Genomic DNA, 16544 nt, shown 5'->3' on the forward strand with positions numbered 1-16544 from the left:
TGAAATATCCGTTGATATCTTTACTAGTTAACGGTATTCCATAACGATAATCATAATTTTCCAATAAACCGGTATATCCATAAGCATCATCAATACGCTCTACATACATATGGTAATCTTTATCGTATCGATATTTATACCACATTCTTTGGCCTTTAGTATTGGCCGGTAAAGTTTTTTGGGTAATATTTCCGTACTTGTCATAAGTAATATCAGTTACCGATTCTTCTTTATCATTGAGTTTTTGACGAACTCGGGTAATATGATTAGCATAGTTTAGATCATATTCTGCCGTTACTTCTCTTTGAACATTTCCACCGGATCCTTTGACTTGAACTTTTACCGGTAATCCGAAAATGTTCTTATTAGGATTAGAGGTATAGGAAATGGATGTTTGATAGTTATAGCTTCCTGCTCCGTTTTCGCCTAAGTTTCCGCTATCACTGTATCGGTAGTTGGAAAGTTCACCGTATTGATCTGCCAAGTCATATGAATACCAGATTTCATTGGTTATAATCCCTTGATCTTTACCTTCAAACACCATATTGCGGGTATATTGTAGTGGAGTAAAGGAAGCTTGGTCATCAGAACATACTATGTTGGAAGAAATGCTATAGTTGTTTCTATCCTTTTGTTTTACTTCGTATTGATAGTATTTGTTTTCAGTTTGGGCATATTTTTTCCCTTGAGCATCGGTGATGGTTGTTTTTAATAAATTACCTGAAGTATAGTAATTCGTAACATCATATTCTTCAATGGTTTTCCTATATACTTGATTGTTATTTTCGGTATTTATATTAATTTTTTCAACTTTTCCAAAACCTAAAAACTCTCTTTCATGTCTGTCTTGTTTTCCTTCCAGGTAGCGATATTCCGTACGCATATTCGCACCATCATCATGAATTCCGTCATCAATTTCTACGGATGATAACACCCATTTTCCTCCCGGATGTTCATAAGTAGCTTCGGAACGGTTATAATCAAGCATGAATTTTCCCCCTATGGAATTGGATACTTTGCTCAATTTATTGGTTCTTCCAATGGTAGAGCGCTTCACTTTTATACTTCCCGAATTATCCGTCCATACCATATCAGGATATCCGTCACCGTCAACATCTTTGATTTCGAATGTTGTGTGACCGGTGGAATTGGAAGAGTTTACTCCGGGATTTAAAGATATCTTTATTGGTGGTGCCACAAATAGAGGGATCACTATATTCATGGTATAGGATACATTGGTAGAAATACTTACGGAAGAATTTTTATTTATACGATTCATCTCTTTCCACTCTTGTTCCGGAGCAAAAGAGGCTCCTTTATTTAGTGATACCCATGTTTTTCCCTCGTTAACGCGCACTTTATCTATTAAACCATCGCTGTTTACATCCATTAACTTAAAGTTGGATGTATTGGTTACAGTTGTTACATTAACTCCCCCTGAAAAACTGGATGAAGCTTTATCAAAAGATTTTATAGGCATATCCGCACCACCAGTAAAAGTTTCAGATTTTCCGGTTTGTATTTCGTTTATATCCCAATCTACTTCAGGAGTAAAGCTGTAACCTAAATTAAAACGTACTTTACCATTCTTATATACTTTATCCGGCAAACCGTCTCCATTAATATCCATTAAAGTATGTTCAACCTTTTCTTTCATTTTTGGAGGATTATCTACGGAAAGACTTAGAGCCCCTATACCCAATTGAGCCGATTTAATATCTATAGCGTTTTTCTTTGCTCCTAACGTTAGTTTGGTATCAATTGAAGAAGCTGTAATCGGAATTGATCCCAAAACATTCGCTTGACTACTACTGGTACTTCGATGATTTCCTTCAAATCCGTTACGTGAATCAATCACTTCACCGTCAAATCCTCCTCGGGTATTGGTGAATTGTATCTTATTTTTGGTTATAATATCCGGATATCCGTCTCCGTTCATATCGGAAAAAGATAATGTGGTTTCATCGCTACCCTCAGATTCATTGTAGTTTACTCCAATACCAAATGAGGCTCCCACTTGTTTAGTCGTATTTTTTGACTTGCTGGTTAATTTTATCCCTATAGCCGAAGATCCTTGTAAACAGTTTCCTGATGAAGACGGATTGTTACTTAAACCTTCCAATGGATTGGTAAGTTTAACCTCTTTTTCACCTAATCGGGATGCACTCATACTTGAATCTTTAGTATATACATAGCGGTCTGCTCCCGTCCAATAACTCTTGGTCTCATTATCTAATCCCATCGGAATAAAAATCATGGTACGAGGATCCATATCAGCATTTTCATTCTGCGGCAATTGTAATTCCTTTTCATCTATAGGACGTGCATAACGTCCGGCATTGGCATTGTAGATAAATTGACCCCAACCGCGATACATAGGTCCAAAACCTTTGTCTGAATCTTTTACAAAAATATTTGCATATCCATTAGACGACAATCCGTTTTCGGTTTGCAAAGTAAAAGTTAAAGCTTTCAAATTTTTGATGATCGTTGCATCCTTGGTAAATGCTTCCACCCAAATATGTTCAGATAAAGACCCATTTTCCTCAACTTTCAAATCCGTTAAAGGTGGAGTAACAACAATTCCATTTTCAACTCTGATTTTATATCTTCCCAATAACCCGGTTTTTTTCTTAATGGTAATCGCAAGATCTCCATTCAAAACGGAAGAATTCATAGGATCATTTGCCAGCGCTTGAAATGTAAGCGATATATTTTTAGTTTGGCCGGCATTTTCAAAAGTTAATGGATAGTAACTTCCTTCCCATTTTTGATGGTAAATGCTGTAATTAACACTTCCCGTTTCAGCCTCTTGCCCGTTATCTAATTTTATTTGCGGTTTCCAACTAATTTTTTTCCAATTCACTTGACTGGGTGAACTCAAAGTAAAATAAAAGTTTTTCCAATTATTTCCCTCAGGTACAGGTATTTCTAAATTTCCTTGATGAGTTTCGTTCCAATTAAACGTTTTTTCATAAACTATAACTTCTTCGGAACGACTGTCATTGGTTTGAATAACTTTTACCGTAACATCATCAGATGTGATCGGTTTTTCAAAAGTTCCAAATATTAAGGCTTTTTTAAAATCACCGACACTGGTTGCTACATCCTGTGAAGCTATGTGGGATTCTGAGGATGAAAAACGATACATTTTTTGCCCGTCTGGATTTATACTGTTTAAGTCTGCTTCAGCAAGGGCGGTTTGTTCGTAGGTTATAACAGGATTCCATTGTACTTGATCAAAGCTTCCATTAGACATTTCCTGGTTTCCGGATTGTACTCGGAAATAAATTTTATCTCCTTTTTTTATAGTCTCGGATAATTTAATATTTGCAGGATAATTAGTAAAATCACCTTTATTTATACTCTTATTCCATTTTTCTTTTCCTTTATATTGGATAGCTACCCTCACCCCGTCGGCTTTTTCATACTCTTCAGTGTCGTAATCTCCCGTTGGTGCTTGTAATTGTACATTTCCTTCTATTCTTATTTTCCCGTCAAAAGGCGCTTCCCATACTTTTACAACATCATAAAGTGGAGAATTATAAATAAGATCTTTTTGTTCCTGAGGATCTATCGCAGTATCGGAACTGTCAATAGTTCCTCCACCCATAATCGGGCTTGGAGTTAATGAACTTTCTAATGTAAAGGAAGGAATCAAATTACCATCACTATCTCGGGTAATACGATTAAAATATACTTTTCCATTAGATACTACATCGATCAATCCATCACTATTTACGTCTGCAAAATAGACGGTTGTAGTTGTATTAGTTGTCCCTCCGTTGATGCCGACAGTTGCAGTAGCCAATCCAATTCCTGCCCGGGCAGAACCACCTCCATTAGAACTGGTTGACTTGGTTTTAGAAAATTTATTTATACCCTTTATAGCTATTGGCTTACCAAATTTTTCCCCCTTTAAAGGTGTTAATAAATGAGGTTCATAATATAATACTCCATTTTTTTGATATACTTTATCCGTTAATCCATCACCGTTGATGTCTATAAAAGTCGATTTACCTTCTGTAACACTAGTGGAATAGCTGTAACTTCCTCCCAAGGTTCCACTGCTAAATATGGGATCTCCATTAAAAATACCCACTCCGGTATAGAAAGATCCTCCATAGGATGTTGTGGAACTTTCGTTAATCTTTTCTCCTTTTTTTGCCCAAGTTTCTTCATTTTGACTAAAGGCTATATATCCCTCTTGAGATTTAACATCATCATAATATTCAAAACGATTGGAAGTAAATTCTTTTCCTTGATCGTCTTTGTGCGTTATTTGGTCTAAAAGATCTGTATAAAATGCTCCGGATTTATATTTTAATTCATATTCTCTTAATTTACTTCCTTCAAAGTCTATCTCAACATGGGTAAGTAAGCGATTAGAAGAGGTAAAAAATCCATATCGAGCTGAATTTGTTTCTTTTTGCTTAGTTTTAGCAGAAGTAAATTTAACTACTGTATGCGCATTTTGTCCTTTGTTACCGGCATGTACTTCTTTAAGATATAAAGCTTTGGATTTCAAACCTCCTTTTACCGGTTCTTCCACTTGTTCATAAATATATTCAATCCAATCTCCGTGAAGTTCTTCTACTCTGGAAACTTTCCATTCCGTAATTACGTCTTTGCTCTTTCCGGATATATCGGTAACAGTTCCTTTAAGTATTCCTCCATTTCCTCCGTAAGTATATTTAACCCCTTTTCTATTGGTTACTTCCCAGGTATAATTTCCCGGATTAGTTCCTTTCCTTTGAATGGTAGCAAAGCTCCCTTCTTTTCTGGAATAAAATAATCGGTCTGATTTTCTGGCTATTTTTTCTCCTCTGTGGGCTAAGGACGTATTTCCATCGGCTCCCAGGGTTACCAACTGGGTTCCATCCATCGTATAGGTTTCGGTTTCTTTTGAAGTATCGTATCTCGGTACCCCCCAACGAGTATCTACTGTTATACTCGGAATATTCATATCCCAGCCTTCGCCTAACCATCCGCTACCTCCATCACTGTTATACTGAATACCTAGAGACGGACTCATTCCATTACGAGCGGGAGGCATTTCAAAGGTATAACTTAACGCTGCGGATCCACGATTATTGGCAGTCGGTGCGCTTATTAAATTCACCTTTGACAACGGATCGGCAACTTTAATATCGCTCATGGTTGTGGGTGTAAAACCATTAGTTTCCGGCGATTCCGGTACTTGTATCACCCCGTTAATCATATCGGTGAAATGTGTAGTTCGGGATATAATTACTTGATTTTTGGTATCTATACTGTCTCGTTCCAAAGCTACCCAATGATGGCTTTCCAAATCAAAATAGAAAGTTCGGATATCTTTTTCGGTATAGCCGTTCGGAATTTTGGAGCGGTCGTAAGCCAACTTGAGTATTGCCCCTTCATTAAAATGCTCTCCATGAGGTAAAAATTTATACCCGTCTGCTTTTCCCGTCACATTTTTCATACCCATATCCAGTGCGGGAATATCAATACTTCTTAATCCACGGATCAGTATTTGCTTGTCACTTAACAGATTCTTACCATTTACACTCAATTCAGCTCCTAAAAGATGTATTATATTATTTGTCTTATCTTTTTTAAACCAAATTTGCTCTTGTGCTGTGTTTGATTGCAAGGAATACGAGTAATCTTGTTTTCCGGTTACAATTTTGGTTTCTCTGACATTTTTAATTCCTTCGGTAACCAATTCAACGGTAGAAACTTTACCGGAAAGTACAGCTTCAAATTCACCTTGACAGGTAGAAATTTCTGTATTGTTAATAACTAATTTGCGATCTTTTCCGTCTGCAAAATATCCTTTTACATAGGTATCTCCTCCTTCAAAAGCAAATGCCTCCCAGGTAATAGTACCTACAGGAGATTTTTGTTTTTCTACTTCAATTTTTAAGTTCTTTATTTTATATCCGTATCCGGCATCCTGCGGAATAGCAAATTGAATCGTGTTATCACCGGTTTTCAGCCAATCTGAATTTATTTCTTCTTTTTGATGAGTCCATCCGGAATATTTTTTCACTAAATATCCTCCTCTGCTCATTCGGTCGTTGATACTTTTGGAAATTCCGTTTTTATCGGAAACTCCATACAACTCATAAGTCAAATATACTTTTTGATCTTGCTGCGGTTTTTGATCCAGATATATCGTGAAAATATTATCTTCCGGATTATCAAAAATTTTATTTTCTAAAGTACCGATTACTCCTTCTGAAATATTAGCACTGTAAAGAATAGAGCTTGAAGTAATTAATTTTTCTGATTTACTATTTTTTTGGGTTTCCTCACCTTTATTCATTACCGATTTTTGAGGGTTTCCAGATTCAGAATTCTCATCAACGGTTTTAGAATGCTTAGTAAGTACTAAACGTTTCTCCCTTAATTCATACTTCTTATGTTCAATTAAAGGAATATATGGGGAAAAGCTCTGTAATGCCATCGTGGATAGTAACACGAGTGAAACAAAACGGGCTTGCTTTGAATTTAATTTCATAATGATGTACTTATTTTAGTAATTTAGTTTATTGAAATCTTCTTGGTAAATTCACCTTCATCGGAAAATATTTTCACTATATACACACCTTTGGAAAGTCCGGTAAGATCGAAGGTATGTTCCGTATCGATTTTGTTCATATGTTTATTCAAAACCATATTTCCTGAAAAGTCGAAAACTGAAATCATAATTCCGGATGGCTGTTTTAACTTAATAGTACCGGTTATTTCAGATTTGTTTTTAAAATCTTTATAATAAAATTGAACATTCTTATTGGTTTTATCCGGTATGTCTTGATTTTCTGTTTCTTCCTCTTTTTTCGTACAATCATCTTTCAAAATGATTGTTTGTTCCAAAATACTCTTAGATAGATTTTCAGATTTAGGATAGGAATGAGTCCCTTGATACTTCCAATAATTAGGTTGAGATTCATTAAATCCGTCTGTGTTTCTTATATTATAAACACCTCCCACATTATTGTTTAATTTAATTGCAAAGAAATGGTAAAGGGTAATATATTCCGTATAAAAGGTTTCACCGTTTATTTTATAGTATACTTTATACGGCGATTGTCTTTCGTTAAAGTCTTTATATATTTGAACCCGATCTCCTTCCTTAAGCACAACATTTGCTAATGGAGTGTTGCTTTTTTCATAGTCTTTTATTATATATATGCGTCCTTGATTGATTTCAAATCCTGCATGGATTGCAATGTCGGCTACTGAATTCGATCTTGGATTTAGAGTTAATCCCATCTGGAAATTTTGATTGGTACCTTTGATAGTTGTTTCAAAAAATCCTCCTCTATCCCAATCGATACTTTGTATACTATGTGCTTTTGCTTCCACACCGGTAGAATCGGATAGAATATTGAAACCGCCCAATTCTTTTAATCTCAAGGTGTATTCACCGGTTGAAAGTCCGCTTAAATTTAAATCTTTACCATAAAATACTCCGGATTTTTTTACTTCCTTATCACTTTTATCAACTAATTCATATTCAAATCCTTCATCTCCTCTAAGAATTTTCACTTGTACGGATCCGTCATTATTACTATGAGAGGAAGCATCACAAGTTGGATTGCTTTTATTTATTTTAGCAATTATATTGGTTGGCCGGTATCCGAAAGTAAATACATCTTTTCCGTTGTAATCCGTATCAAAGAATACATTATTAAATATTATTTTTTGTCTGTATGGGTCGTATTCATCCGATAAATAAAAATCGGTATTTTCTAATTTAAAATCTCCTTTTCCGGATCGGTCAATTAAAAGATACGTTCTTCCGTCTTTATACTCCGAGAATTCTTCAGCCCGATGTTGAATATATCCTAATTCAACTTTGTTACCGCTATTCACAAATCCTCCGGTCCTTACATCTTTGACTAACGATTCTAAATTCCACTTATACATGACCAGACTGACATGGAATGGTTGATCTATATCTTCCTTATCCAAAGGTATATTGGGAGAATCTAACCCGGGAATAGGGGGGGCATATCCGTTAAATCGTATTATAAAATCATCTTTAGTTTTATCGATTTGTACCCGATCTCCAACATTTACTTTGTGATTGATATAATGTGTTACTATACCTCTAATAATGGTAAATACTTTTCCTTGATGGTCTATGAATACTCCATAATCAGCACTTGGTTTTTGTTGATTTGTAACCTCTTTTGTACCGAACTTTAACATAACTCCTCCAAAAGGATTGCCTAAGGTTAAAGAGGCATGACCTTCATATCCTTTCAAGGGATCTTGAGTATACATGATCGCTGTCTCAGAATCTTTGCTGCGCTCATTAACCATCTTTACTTGGGAAAATTTATATTTTTCTTTTACTGCATCTAAATTTTCTGGCAATTTCCAAATTACGTCTTTTTCTTCTGTATTACTGATATTACCGGTATTTACTAACCAACGACGATTCATAATATTCATTCCGGCAATGCTTTCAATCTGAGATGTTTTAATATCATTATTATTATCACCCCAAATCACATATTCAGAATCAGACATGGAATTAGCCGGGAATTTTTCAATAACCAATAATTTATTTTTATTGGGTAAATTGTAATTATTGGACTCATCATAGGAGTCTCCTTGTGCTGAATAAGTAAAATAAGGACTTTCTTCGTAGGATGTGGTACTTCTTCGTTGATATAATCCACTTATATCATCTCTGTAAATACCTGTAACTCGATGATTATACTTTATATTCTCATCTTTGTCCCAAAGTAATTTATCATAACTATTTATCAAGGAATTTTCTAACATAAAACCGTATTTTAAGGCTAAATACGATTCTACTTTAATTTTTTCAAGCGGATTTAATATACGATCGTACATGATTAATTCCGGCATATACGCTCTGTATATCGAATTAGGATCAAAAAGATCTGTATTATAAGTCGAATTGTTATATTTATTGAATGAATAAAATTTTTCTCCTATGGATAAGGTAGAACTCATTCTTTCACCCCATACGTTAGTTGCTCGTTTATTTGCACGAAAATAAGTGAACAAACGCATGGTCTTTTCTTGATAAGCCGTTAAATCTGAATTTGAATTCCCGTTCGGGTGATACATTAAATCATAGCCTTCTTCAGAACCATAGTCTAAAATTCCTTTGTTGCTTTCATTACTGTGTATAATTTTATCTTTATTTAAGACAAATCCTTTTCCTTCAACCCCGTTAAGTGTAAAAATATAATCCGGATATTCAAATTTACTTCCAAGTATACTAGCTTCAGCATAAGTACCCAGAATAGTGGCTGTAGATAAATTTCCACTTTTAATTTGAATTTCTTTACTGGAGCTTGGATTAGTTAGGAGTATCGATGGATTAAAATTAATGGATCTACCGAATGGATTCCATTCAACTATATACTCTCCTCCACTATCATAGTAATTTAGCCGTAAAGAATCTCCAGAAAAATCTTTCCAAAGATATCTACCGTTAAGATTCTTTGTTTCAGGGACTGTTTTCATCCATAAAACAGCACCGGGAATACCTCCCGGCCCGATTACCCTACCTTTTTGCGCAGATGTAAATATGGAATTAGCCCCTATAAGAAATATTAAGTATAATTTTCTCATAGTAATATGATTATTTTTTAATTAAAGCAACAAATATATTATTTTATTTTTATTAAATATACACATTATGGTTTTACAACTAAAAAAATTAATATTTTTAATTAATTATATTGTAGAATTGATAATTTTAAATTTAATAGACATAATAGACATAATATAAATTTTTGGTTATTTAAATTTTGTATCAAAATATTTTTATAGTATCAACGCGATTTATAATAAATATATGAAGCGGTATTCATGAGTTACGTACTTGTACTAGTTGTAGTATTAAATAAAGATATTATGTAATTTTGAAGAAAAATAATCTATGTCACCTCAAGAAATTCTCGCTAATATGCTTCTTGCTCATGACCTACCCAGCATTGAATATAAAGACTGGCTTTTGGTTGATGAACAACTTCCTGCCATGCGTGCTGAAACATTTGATTTTAAAGAATATGAAAACGGAGCCGGCATACGTTTAGATATAACCTTACTTTTAGCCAATAAAAAAACTATCTCGGAAAGCTACTTAGGTATTGGTAAAAATAAAATTAGTGCCATACAAAATGCTTTTCAAAATTTTGTCGCTAATTCATTTCATGTGTTTTTATCTGCTTTTTGGCAAATTACTAATGATGATCAAATCGGAATTGAAGAATGGGAGATCAAAGGCAACAAATGGAAGGTATATATCGGTAATTTTGGGTGCAAAGGCGATTTCAATATTCCCGAGAATTTATTTAAAATCATAGAGGAACAAATTCAAGAGGAAAATCTAGAGGAAGATTTATATTGGCTACGCATCTATTATGCTAATGTAAACAGCCGAGAGATTATGATTGAAACTTTAAAAAATAATGAAGTATGGCCGGAAATGGAAAATAAATTGAAAACAGTTGCATGGGACAATTCCGATAAATTTTACAGTCTAAGAAATTTTATAATACTAAAGCGTAAGTAAGTTTGAAAGAATTATTATATATATTTCTTATAATATATCTTTTACAATTGTAATTAATACATATGCTTTGAGCTGAAATACAATTTTAAAAATTGAATAAATCATTACCTTTGCAAAAAATTAATTCAATTTTACCCATGCAATATAATTTTCAGGAAATCGAAAAAAAATGGCAAAAAAAATGGAAAGAGCAACAAACATTTGCTGCTTCAAACCATACAGATAAACCCAAGTTTTATGTATTGGATATGTTTCCGTATCCTTCGGGAGCAGGTTTACATGTAGGTCATCCACTGGGTTATATTGCCTCTGATATTTATGCAAGGTTTAAACGCCACCAAGGTTTTAATGTACTTCATCCCATTGGTTATGACAGTTTCGGGCTACCTGCTGAACAATATGCTATTCAAACAGGCCAACATCCGGCGATAACCACAGAAGTTAATATCAACGGGGGTATAGATAATAAAGACAATGTTATAGCAGGATATAACAATCAGTTGAAAAAATTGGGATTTTCTTTTGACTGGAATCGTGAAGTGAGAACATCTGATCCCGACTATTATAAATGGACCCAATGGATTTTCATCCAACTTTTTAACTCATATTACAATACTTCTTCGCAAGAGGCTCGTCCTATTACTGAATTAGTAGATATTTTTTCAAAGAAAGGTAATGCTAAAATAAATGCCTGTACCTCACCAATTGAAATATTTTCGGCTGAAGATTGGAAACGTTTTTCAGATGAAAAAAAACAACATATCCTTTTAAATTACCGATTGGCATATCGTGCAGAAACAACCGTTAACTGGTGTCCCGCCTTAGGTACGGTTCTGGCAAATGATGAAGTAGTAAACGGAGTTTCTGAACGAGGAGGATATCCTGTTTATCAAAAAAGCATGATGCAATGGTCCATGCGGATCACGGCTTATGCTGAAAGACTTCTTTCCGGATTGGAAACCATCGATTGGAGTGAATCAATCAAAGAAAGTCAACGTAATTGGATCGGTAAATCTTTAGGAGCAGAAATCAATTTTGCTGTTGCTGATTCCGAAGCAACCGTTACAATTTTCACCACTCGTCCGGATACAATATTTGGTGCAACTTATATGGTTATGGCTCCTGAACATCCTCTTGTGGATCAAATTACTACCGGCACCTATTACGAAGCCGTAAACCAATATAAAGATCAAAGCACCAAACGATCGGAAAGGGAGCGAATCGCAGATGCTAAAACTGTTTCAGGACAATTTACCGGTGCTTATGCTATAAATCCTTTTACTCATAAAAAAATTCCTATTTATATTGCAGATTACGTATTATATGGATACGGAACAGGTGCCATAATGGCTGTTCCTGCTCATGATGAGCGTGATCATCGATTTGCTAAACATTTTGGACTTCCAATTGTTGAAGTAATTAAAGGAGGAACCGATGTTCAAGAAGAGGCTTTTTCTTCTAAAGAAGGAATCTGTATCAATTCCCAAATTTTAGACGGATTGACTGTTAAAGATGCTCAAGCTAAAATTATTGAGGAAATAGAAAAAATGAAAATCGGGCACGGAACCACCAACTACCGATTACGAGATGCCGTTTTTTCTCGTCAACGATATTGGGGGGAACCTATTCCTATATATTATAAAAATGATATTCCCTATGCTTTACCGGAATCTGCATTACCTTTACTTCTTCCGGAGGTTGAAAAATATTTGCCCACTGAAGACGGAGATCCTCCGTTGGGACGTGCTGCACAATGGGCTTGGGATACTGAAAATGAACAAGTTGTAAGTAACGACCGTATTAATCATACCACGATTTTTCCTTTAGATTTGAATACAATGCCCGGTTGGGCCGGAAGTTCCTGGTATTTTCTCAGATACACAGATCCAACTAACCATTCTTGCTTTGCGGATACTAAAAAAATAAATTATTGGGAAAATGTAGATTTATATATTGGAGGAAGTGAACATGCTACGGGACATTTATTGTATTCACGTTTTTGGAATAAATTTTTAAAAGATTATGGATACTGTGCCCAAGAAGAACCGTTCCAAAAATTAATTAATCAAGGGATGATTTTAGGTCAAAGTGCTTATATCTACCGAATTAACGGAACTAATAACTTCATCTCTTACAATTTATTACATGAAGTACAAGATACCACTCCGTTGCATATTGATGTAAAACTTCTTAAAGGAACTACAGATGAAATTGATTTAGAAAAATTAAGAAATTGGAGAGATGAATTCAAAAATGCAGAGTTTATTCTTGAAGAAGGTAAATTTATATGCGGGAGAGAAGTAGAAAAGATGTCAAAATCTTACTACAATGTTATTAATCCGGATGATGTTTGTGATGAATACGGAGCCGACAGCTTACGTATGTATGAGATGTTTTTAGGACCTATTGAACAGGCTAAACCTTGGAATACTCAAGGACTTAGCGGAGTTCATGGATTCTTAAAAAAATTCTGGAAACTGTATCATTCCGGTGAAGGAGAAACTTTCTTTGTATCAGATGAAAAACCTACTAAAGAAGAACAAAAAATAATTCATCAATTAATAAAAAAAGTTAAAGAGGATTTGGATAACTTTTCTTTCAATACATCCATAAGTTCTTTTATGATTGCTACCAATGATTTGGTAAAAATAAAATGCTATAAAAGAGAAATTTTAGAATCCTTGTGCATTTTAATCTCTCCTTATGCTCCACATATTGCAGAAGAACTATGGGAAAAATTAGAACATGAAAACAGCATTGAATTTCAAGCATTCCCTGAATTTAACGCTGAATATCTTGTTTCCGAAATACATGAATATCCGGTTAGTTTTAATGGAAAAGTACGTTTTAAAATTGAAATGCCTATTTCCGCTACTCCTAAAGAAATTGAAGAAGCAGTAATGGCCCATGAAAAAACACCGAATTATCTTGACGGCAAACAACCTAAAAAGATTATTGTAGTGCCTAAACGAATTGTCAATATTGTACTATAAATAGACTTGAAAAACCAATCCCAAAACGGATTGGTTTTTTTTATATTCCTTTATGCTATCTTTTATTAACTAATTAGTTGTTAATCCACCATCAACTGATAAAATCGCTCCGGTAATCCATCGGGCTTGATCGGAAGCCAGGAAAACAGCCGCCGCCCCAATATCTTCTACCGTTCCAATACTTCCCATCGGATATATAGTTTTAATCATTGTATGAAAATTTGTTTTCCCTTCTTCGCTAAGTTGTTCTAAATTATATCGAAGAAGAGGCGTATCGATACTTCCCGGAGCAATAGCATTAACCCGAATTCCATCTTTTCCTGCCTCAAAAGCCAATGATTTAGTAAATGAATCTATACCGCCCTTAGTCATGGAGTAAGCAGTAGATTCTCTTCCCGGTAACATTCTGTGTGAAAAATAAGATGAAATATTAATTATATTTCCTTTGGATTTTTTCAAAGATTGATACAAATTTTGAGTCAGTATATAAGGTGCTTTCATATTAAGATTAATGTGTTTATCTAATAAATCTTTAGATGTTTTTTCAAAAGGATTAAAACGACCGATTCCTGCATTATTGATTAACACATCAACTGTCTTTACTTTTTCTAAAATTAGTTTACCAACTGAAGGTAATTTATCAATTTCCGTTAAATCCGCAGAAATCAGAAAAACAGTTACGTGATACGACGAAAATTCTTCTTTGATGTTGTTTAATCTTTGAGGATCTCTGGCAATTAGAACAAGATTTGCTCTTTGTTGGGCGAAAGCACGAGCAATTCCCAAGCCTATTCCTTCTGTAGCGCCGGTTATAATAACATTTTTGTCTTTGAACATAGTGTTTAAATTTTAATTATATTTTATTGTTAAATATTTACATTTTATGCAAATTATTTACAATTACAAATTTAACTTTTATTTTGTATATTTACTTCAAACAATGTAAATAATTTACAAAATGAATGAAACCAATCATTTATCTTTCGATTTTAAGTTTTTAGAGCAATTAATTGTGGGCATTGGCGAAGTTTCTCAAATAACGGGAATTCCTACCCGACAAATTAGGTATTGGGAAGATAAAGGAATTATCAAAAGTCTTACAGAACAGGAAGGAAAAAACAGAAGATACAATTATGAAAATATTAAAAAAATGATTCTAATAAAAGAATTATTGGAAGAAGGGTTTACATTAGATGCTGCGTCACAAAAATTAGACAGCCGAATGCAAATGATTGAAAATGTATTAAAAAAGTTTTCCAACAAATAAAATCAGTATTAAATAAATGGGTTGTTAAAATATCATTTACATTGCATAATATTATTATTGATCTTACTATAAATCATACTTTACAGTAAATTAATTACTATCACAAAAAATTGTATTTTTTCAACTTAAAATTAATTTCGTCGGTTATTAAAATGCTTCTTTTGATAAATTCATTTATATTTAGCATGCTTTATATCTTATATTATAATGATTACTAAAGATACATTACCTTTATAAATATTATAATAAAATCGTTTTTTATTGGAAATTAAAAAATAAAACGTATCTTTGTAATATATTTAACGATCATTAATAAAATTACTTATCAAGAAAGGTGGAGGGAATTGGCCCTATGATACCTTAGCAACCCTCTTATATGAGTAGGTGCTGCATCCAACCGTAAAGGAAAGATAAGTCGAAACAGCTTACATACAAATACAAATAATAGAGCTTCTTTCGACCTACATAAAGAAGCTAATTTATAATTTAGCATTTAAATGGGAATCTTGTATAAGTTGTTTTATGATGATTAATGAATTTTAAAGCATTTATTAATTAGAAAAAACAACCTAGTCATGAAATTAGAAACAAAATTAGTACATATTTCTACTCCTGATGTACTTACCGGAGCTATATCTACTCCTATTTACCAAACCTCTTCTTATGTTCAGGAAGAACCGGATGTGAATAAAGGATTTGCTTATACAAGAACGGCTAATCCTACCCGTAAAGTTGTAGAACAAGCCATTGCTGAATTAGAGGGTGGTATTTCCGGATTTGCTTTTTCATCGGGATTGGCTGCAACGGATTGTGTTTTAAAGTTATTAAAACAAGGGGATGAAATTATTGCTGTAAATGATGTTTACGGAGGTACTTATCGAATAGTTACTACAGTTTATAATAAATTTGGTGTAACCTCTAAATTTATTGATACTACTGATATTCAAAATGTCTTACAAGCAGTTTCAAATAAAACTCGCTTCATTTGGCTGGAAACCCCTACAAATCCTACTTTAAAAATATCAGACATTGAAGAAATCGCTAAAATTTCCAAGCAAGTGGGAGCACTATTAATTGTAGATAATACTTTTTTATCTCCTGCTTTACAACAACCGATACGTTTAGGAGCAGATATTGTTGTACACAGTGGAACTAAATATCTTTCAGGACATGGAGATGTTTTATCCGGATTTATAGTTGTGAAAGATCCTAAAATAGCCGAAGAATTAAAATATTTACAAAATACCTCAGGGGGTGTTCTCTCTCCTTTTGATAGTTGGTTAACCTTACGCGGAATTCAAACTCTATCTCTGCGTATGGAAAAACATTCACAAAATGCTCAAAAAATTGCTGAATTTTTAACTACACATCCCAAAGTAGACAAAGTATATTATCCAGGATTAAAAAATCATCCCAACCATCATATTGCGACCAAACAACAAAAAGGGTTTGGCGGAATGGTATCTTTTAGTTTAAAAGACGATACTTTAGAAGCGGCAAAAGATTTTTTAACCCGTACCAAAATTTTTCTTTTAGCTGAAAATTTAGGCGATGTTAGGAGTTTGGGTAGCCATCCAGCCACCATGACCCATAAATCAACCCCTCTTGAAGTTCGTAAAGAAACAGGAATTCAAGATTCTTTAATTCGTTTATCGGTAGGAATTGAAAATGTGGATGATCTGATTAATGATATCAAACAAGCTTTAGATTAACGGTTAATTTTATAAATTGAATA

The 16544-nt window shown here is 33.8% G+C and carries 7 protein-coding genes and 1 riboswitch; of the genes, 4 read left to right on the top strand and 3 right to left on the bottom strand.

Annotated features, from left to right (window positions below; all coding sequences use genetic code 11):
• Both GFU93_RS05620 and GFU93_RS05625 read right to left on the bottom strand, forming a co-directional pair.
• Positions 1-6502: toxin TcdB middle/N-terminal domain-containing protein (locus GFU93_RS05620; RefSeq protein ID WP_221411558.1), on the bottom strand; the 6502-nt coding region annotated here is incomplete at its 3' end.
• Positions 6503-6525: 23 nt separating this feature from the next.
• Entirely contained in the window at positions 6526-9603 is a 3078-nt protein-coding gene (locus tag GFU93_RS05625; protein ID WP_160567913.1) for a T9SS type A sorting domain-containing protein, read from the bottom strand.
• Positions 9604-9913: 310 nt separating this feature from the next.
• Here GFU93_RS05625 and GFU93_RS05630 point away from each other — a divergent pair, with 310 nt between their 5' ends.
• Both GFU93_RS05630 and leuS read left to right on the top strand, forming a co-directional pair.
• Positions 9914-10549 carry a DUF6348 family protein gene (locus tag GFU93_RS05630; RefSeq protein ID WP_160567915.1) on the top strand — a complete coding sequence of 212 codons (636 nt, stop codon included), beginning with the start codon at positions 9914-9916 and terminating at the stop codon, positions 10547-10549.
• A 137-nt stretch (positions 10550-10686) separates the two neighbouring features.
• Entirely contained in the window at positions 10687-13542 is a 2856-nt protein-coding gene (gene leuS, locus GFU93_RS05635; protein ID WP_160568045.1) for a leucine--tRNA ligase, read from the top strand.
• A gap of 69 nt (positions 13543-13611) precedes the next feature.
• Here leuS and GFU93_RS05640 read toward each other — a convergent pair whose 3' ends face one another.
• Positions 13612-14379, bottom strand: coding sequence for an SDR family NAD(P)-dependent oxidoreductase (locus GFU93_RS05640; protein WP_160567917.1), 768 nt, complete (start codon positions 14377-14379; stop codon positions 13612-13614).
• A gap of 121 nt (positions 14380-14500) precedes the next feature.
• On the opposite strand from GFU93_RS05640, the gene GFU93_RS05645 reads away from it, so the two are divergent.
• Entirely contained in the window at positions 14501-14809 is a 309-nt protein-coding gene (locus tag GFU93_RS05645) for a MerR family transcriptional regulator (protein ID WP_160567919.1), read from the top strand.
• Positions 14810-15128: 319 nt separating this feature from the next.
• Positions 15129-15226: riboswitch (SAM riboswitch) on the top strand.
• Between the two features lie 158 nt (positions 15227-15384).
• The gene (locus GFU93_RS05650) at positions 15385-16521 is read left to right on the top strand and encodes a PLP-dependent aspartate aminotransferase family protein (protein WP_160567921.1); all 1137 of its coding nucleotides are present in this window, start codon (positions 15385-15387) and stop codon (positions 16519-16521) included.
• The last annotated feature ends 23 nt before the right edge of the window (positions 16522-16544 follow it).

It is taken from the genome of Apibacter sp. B3546, from assembly GCF_009827885.1.
Lineage (GTDB): Bacteria > Bacteroidota > Bacteroidia > Flavobacteriales > Weeksellaceae > Apibacter.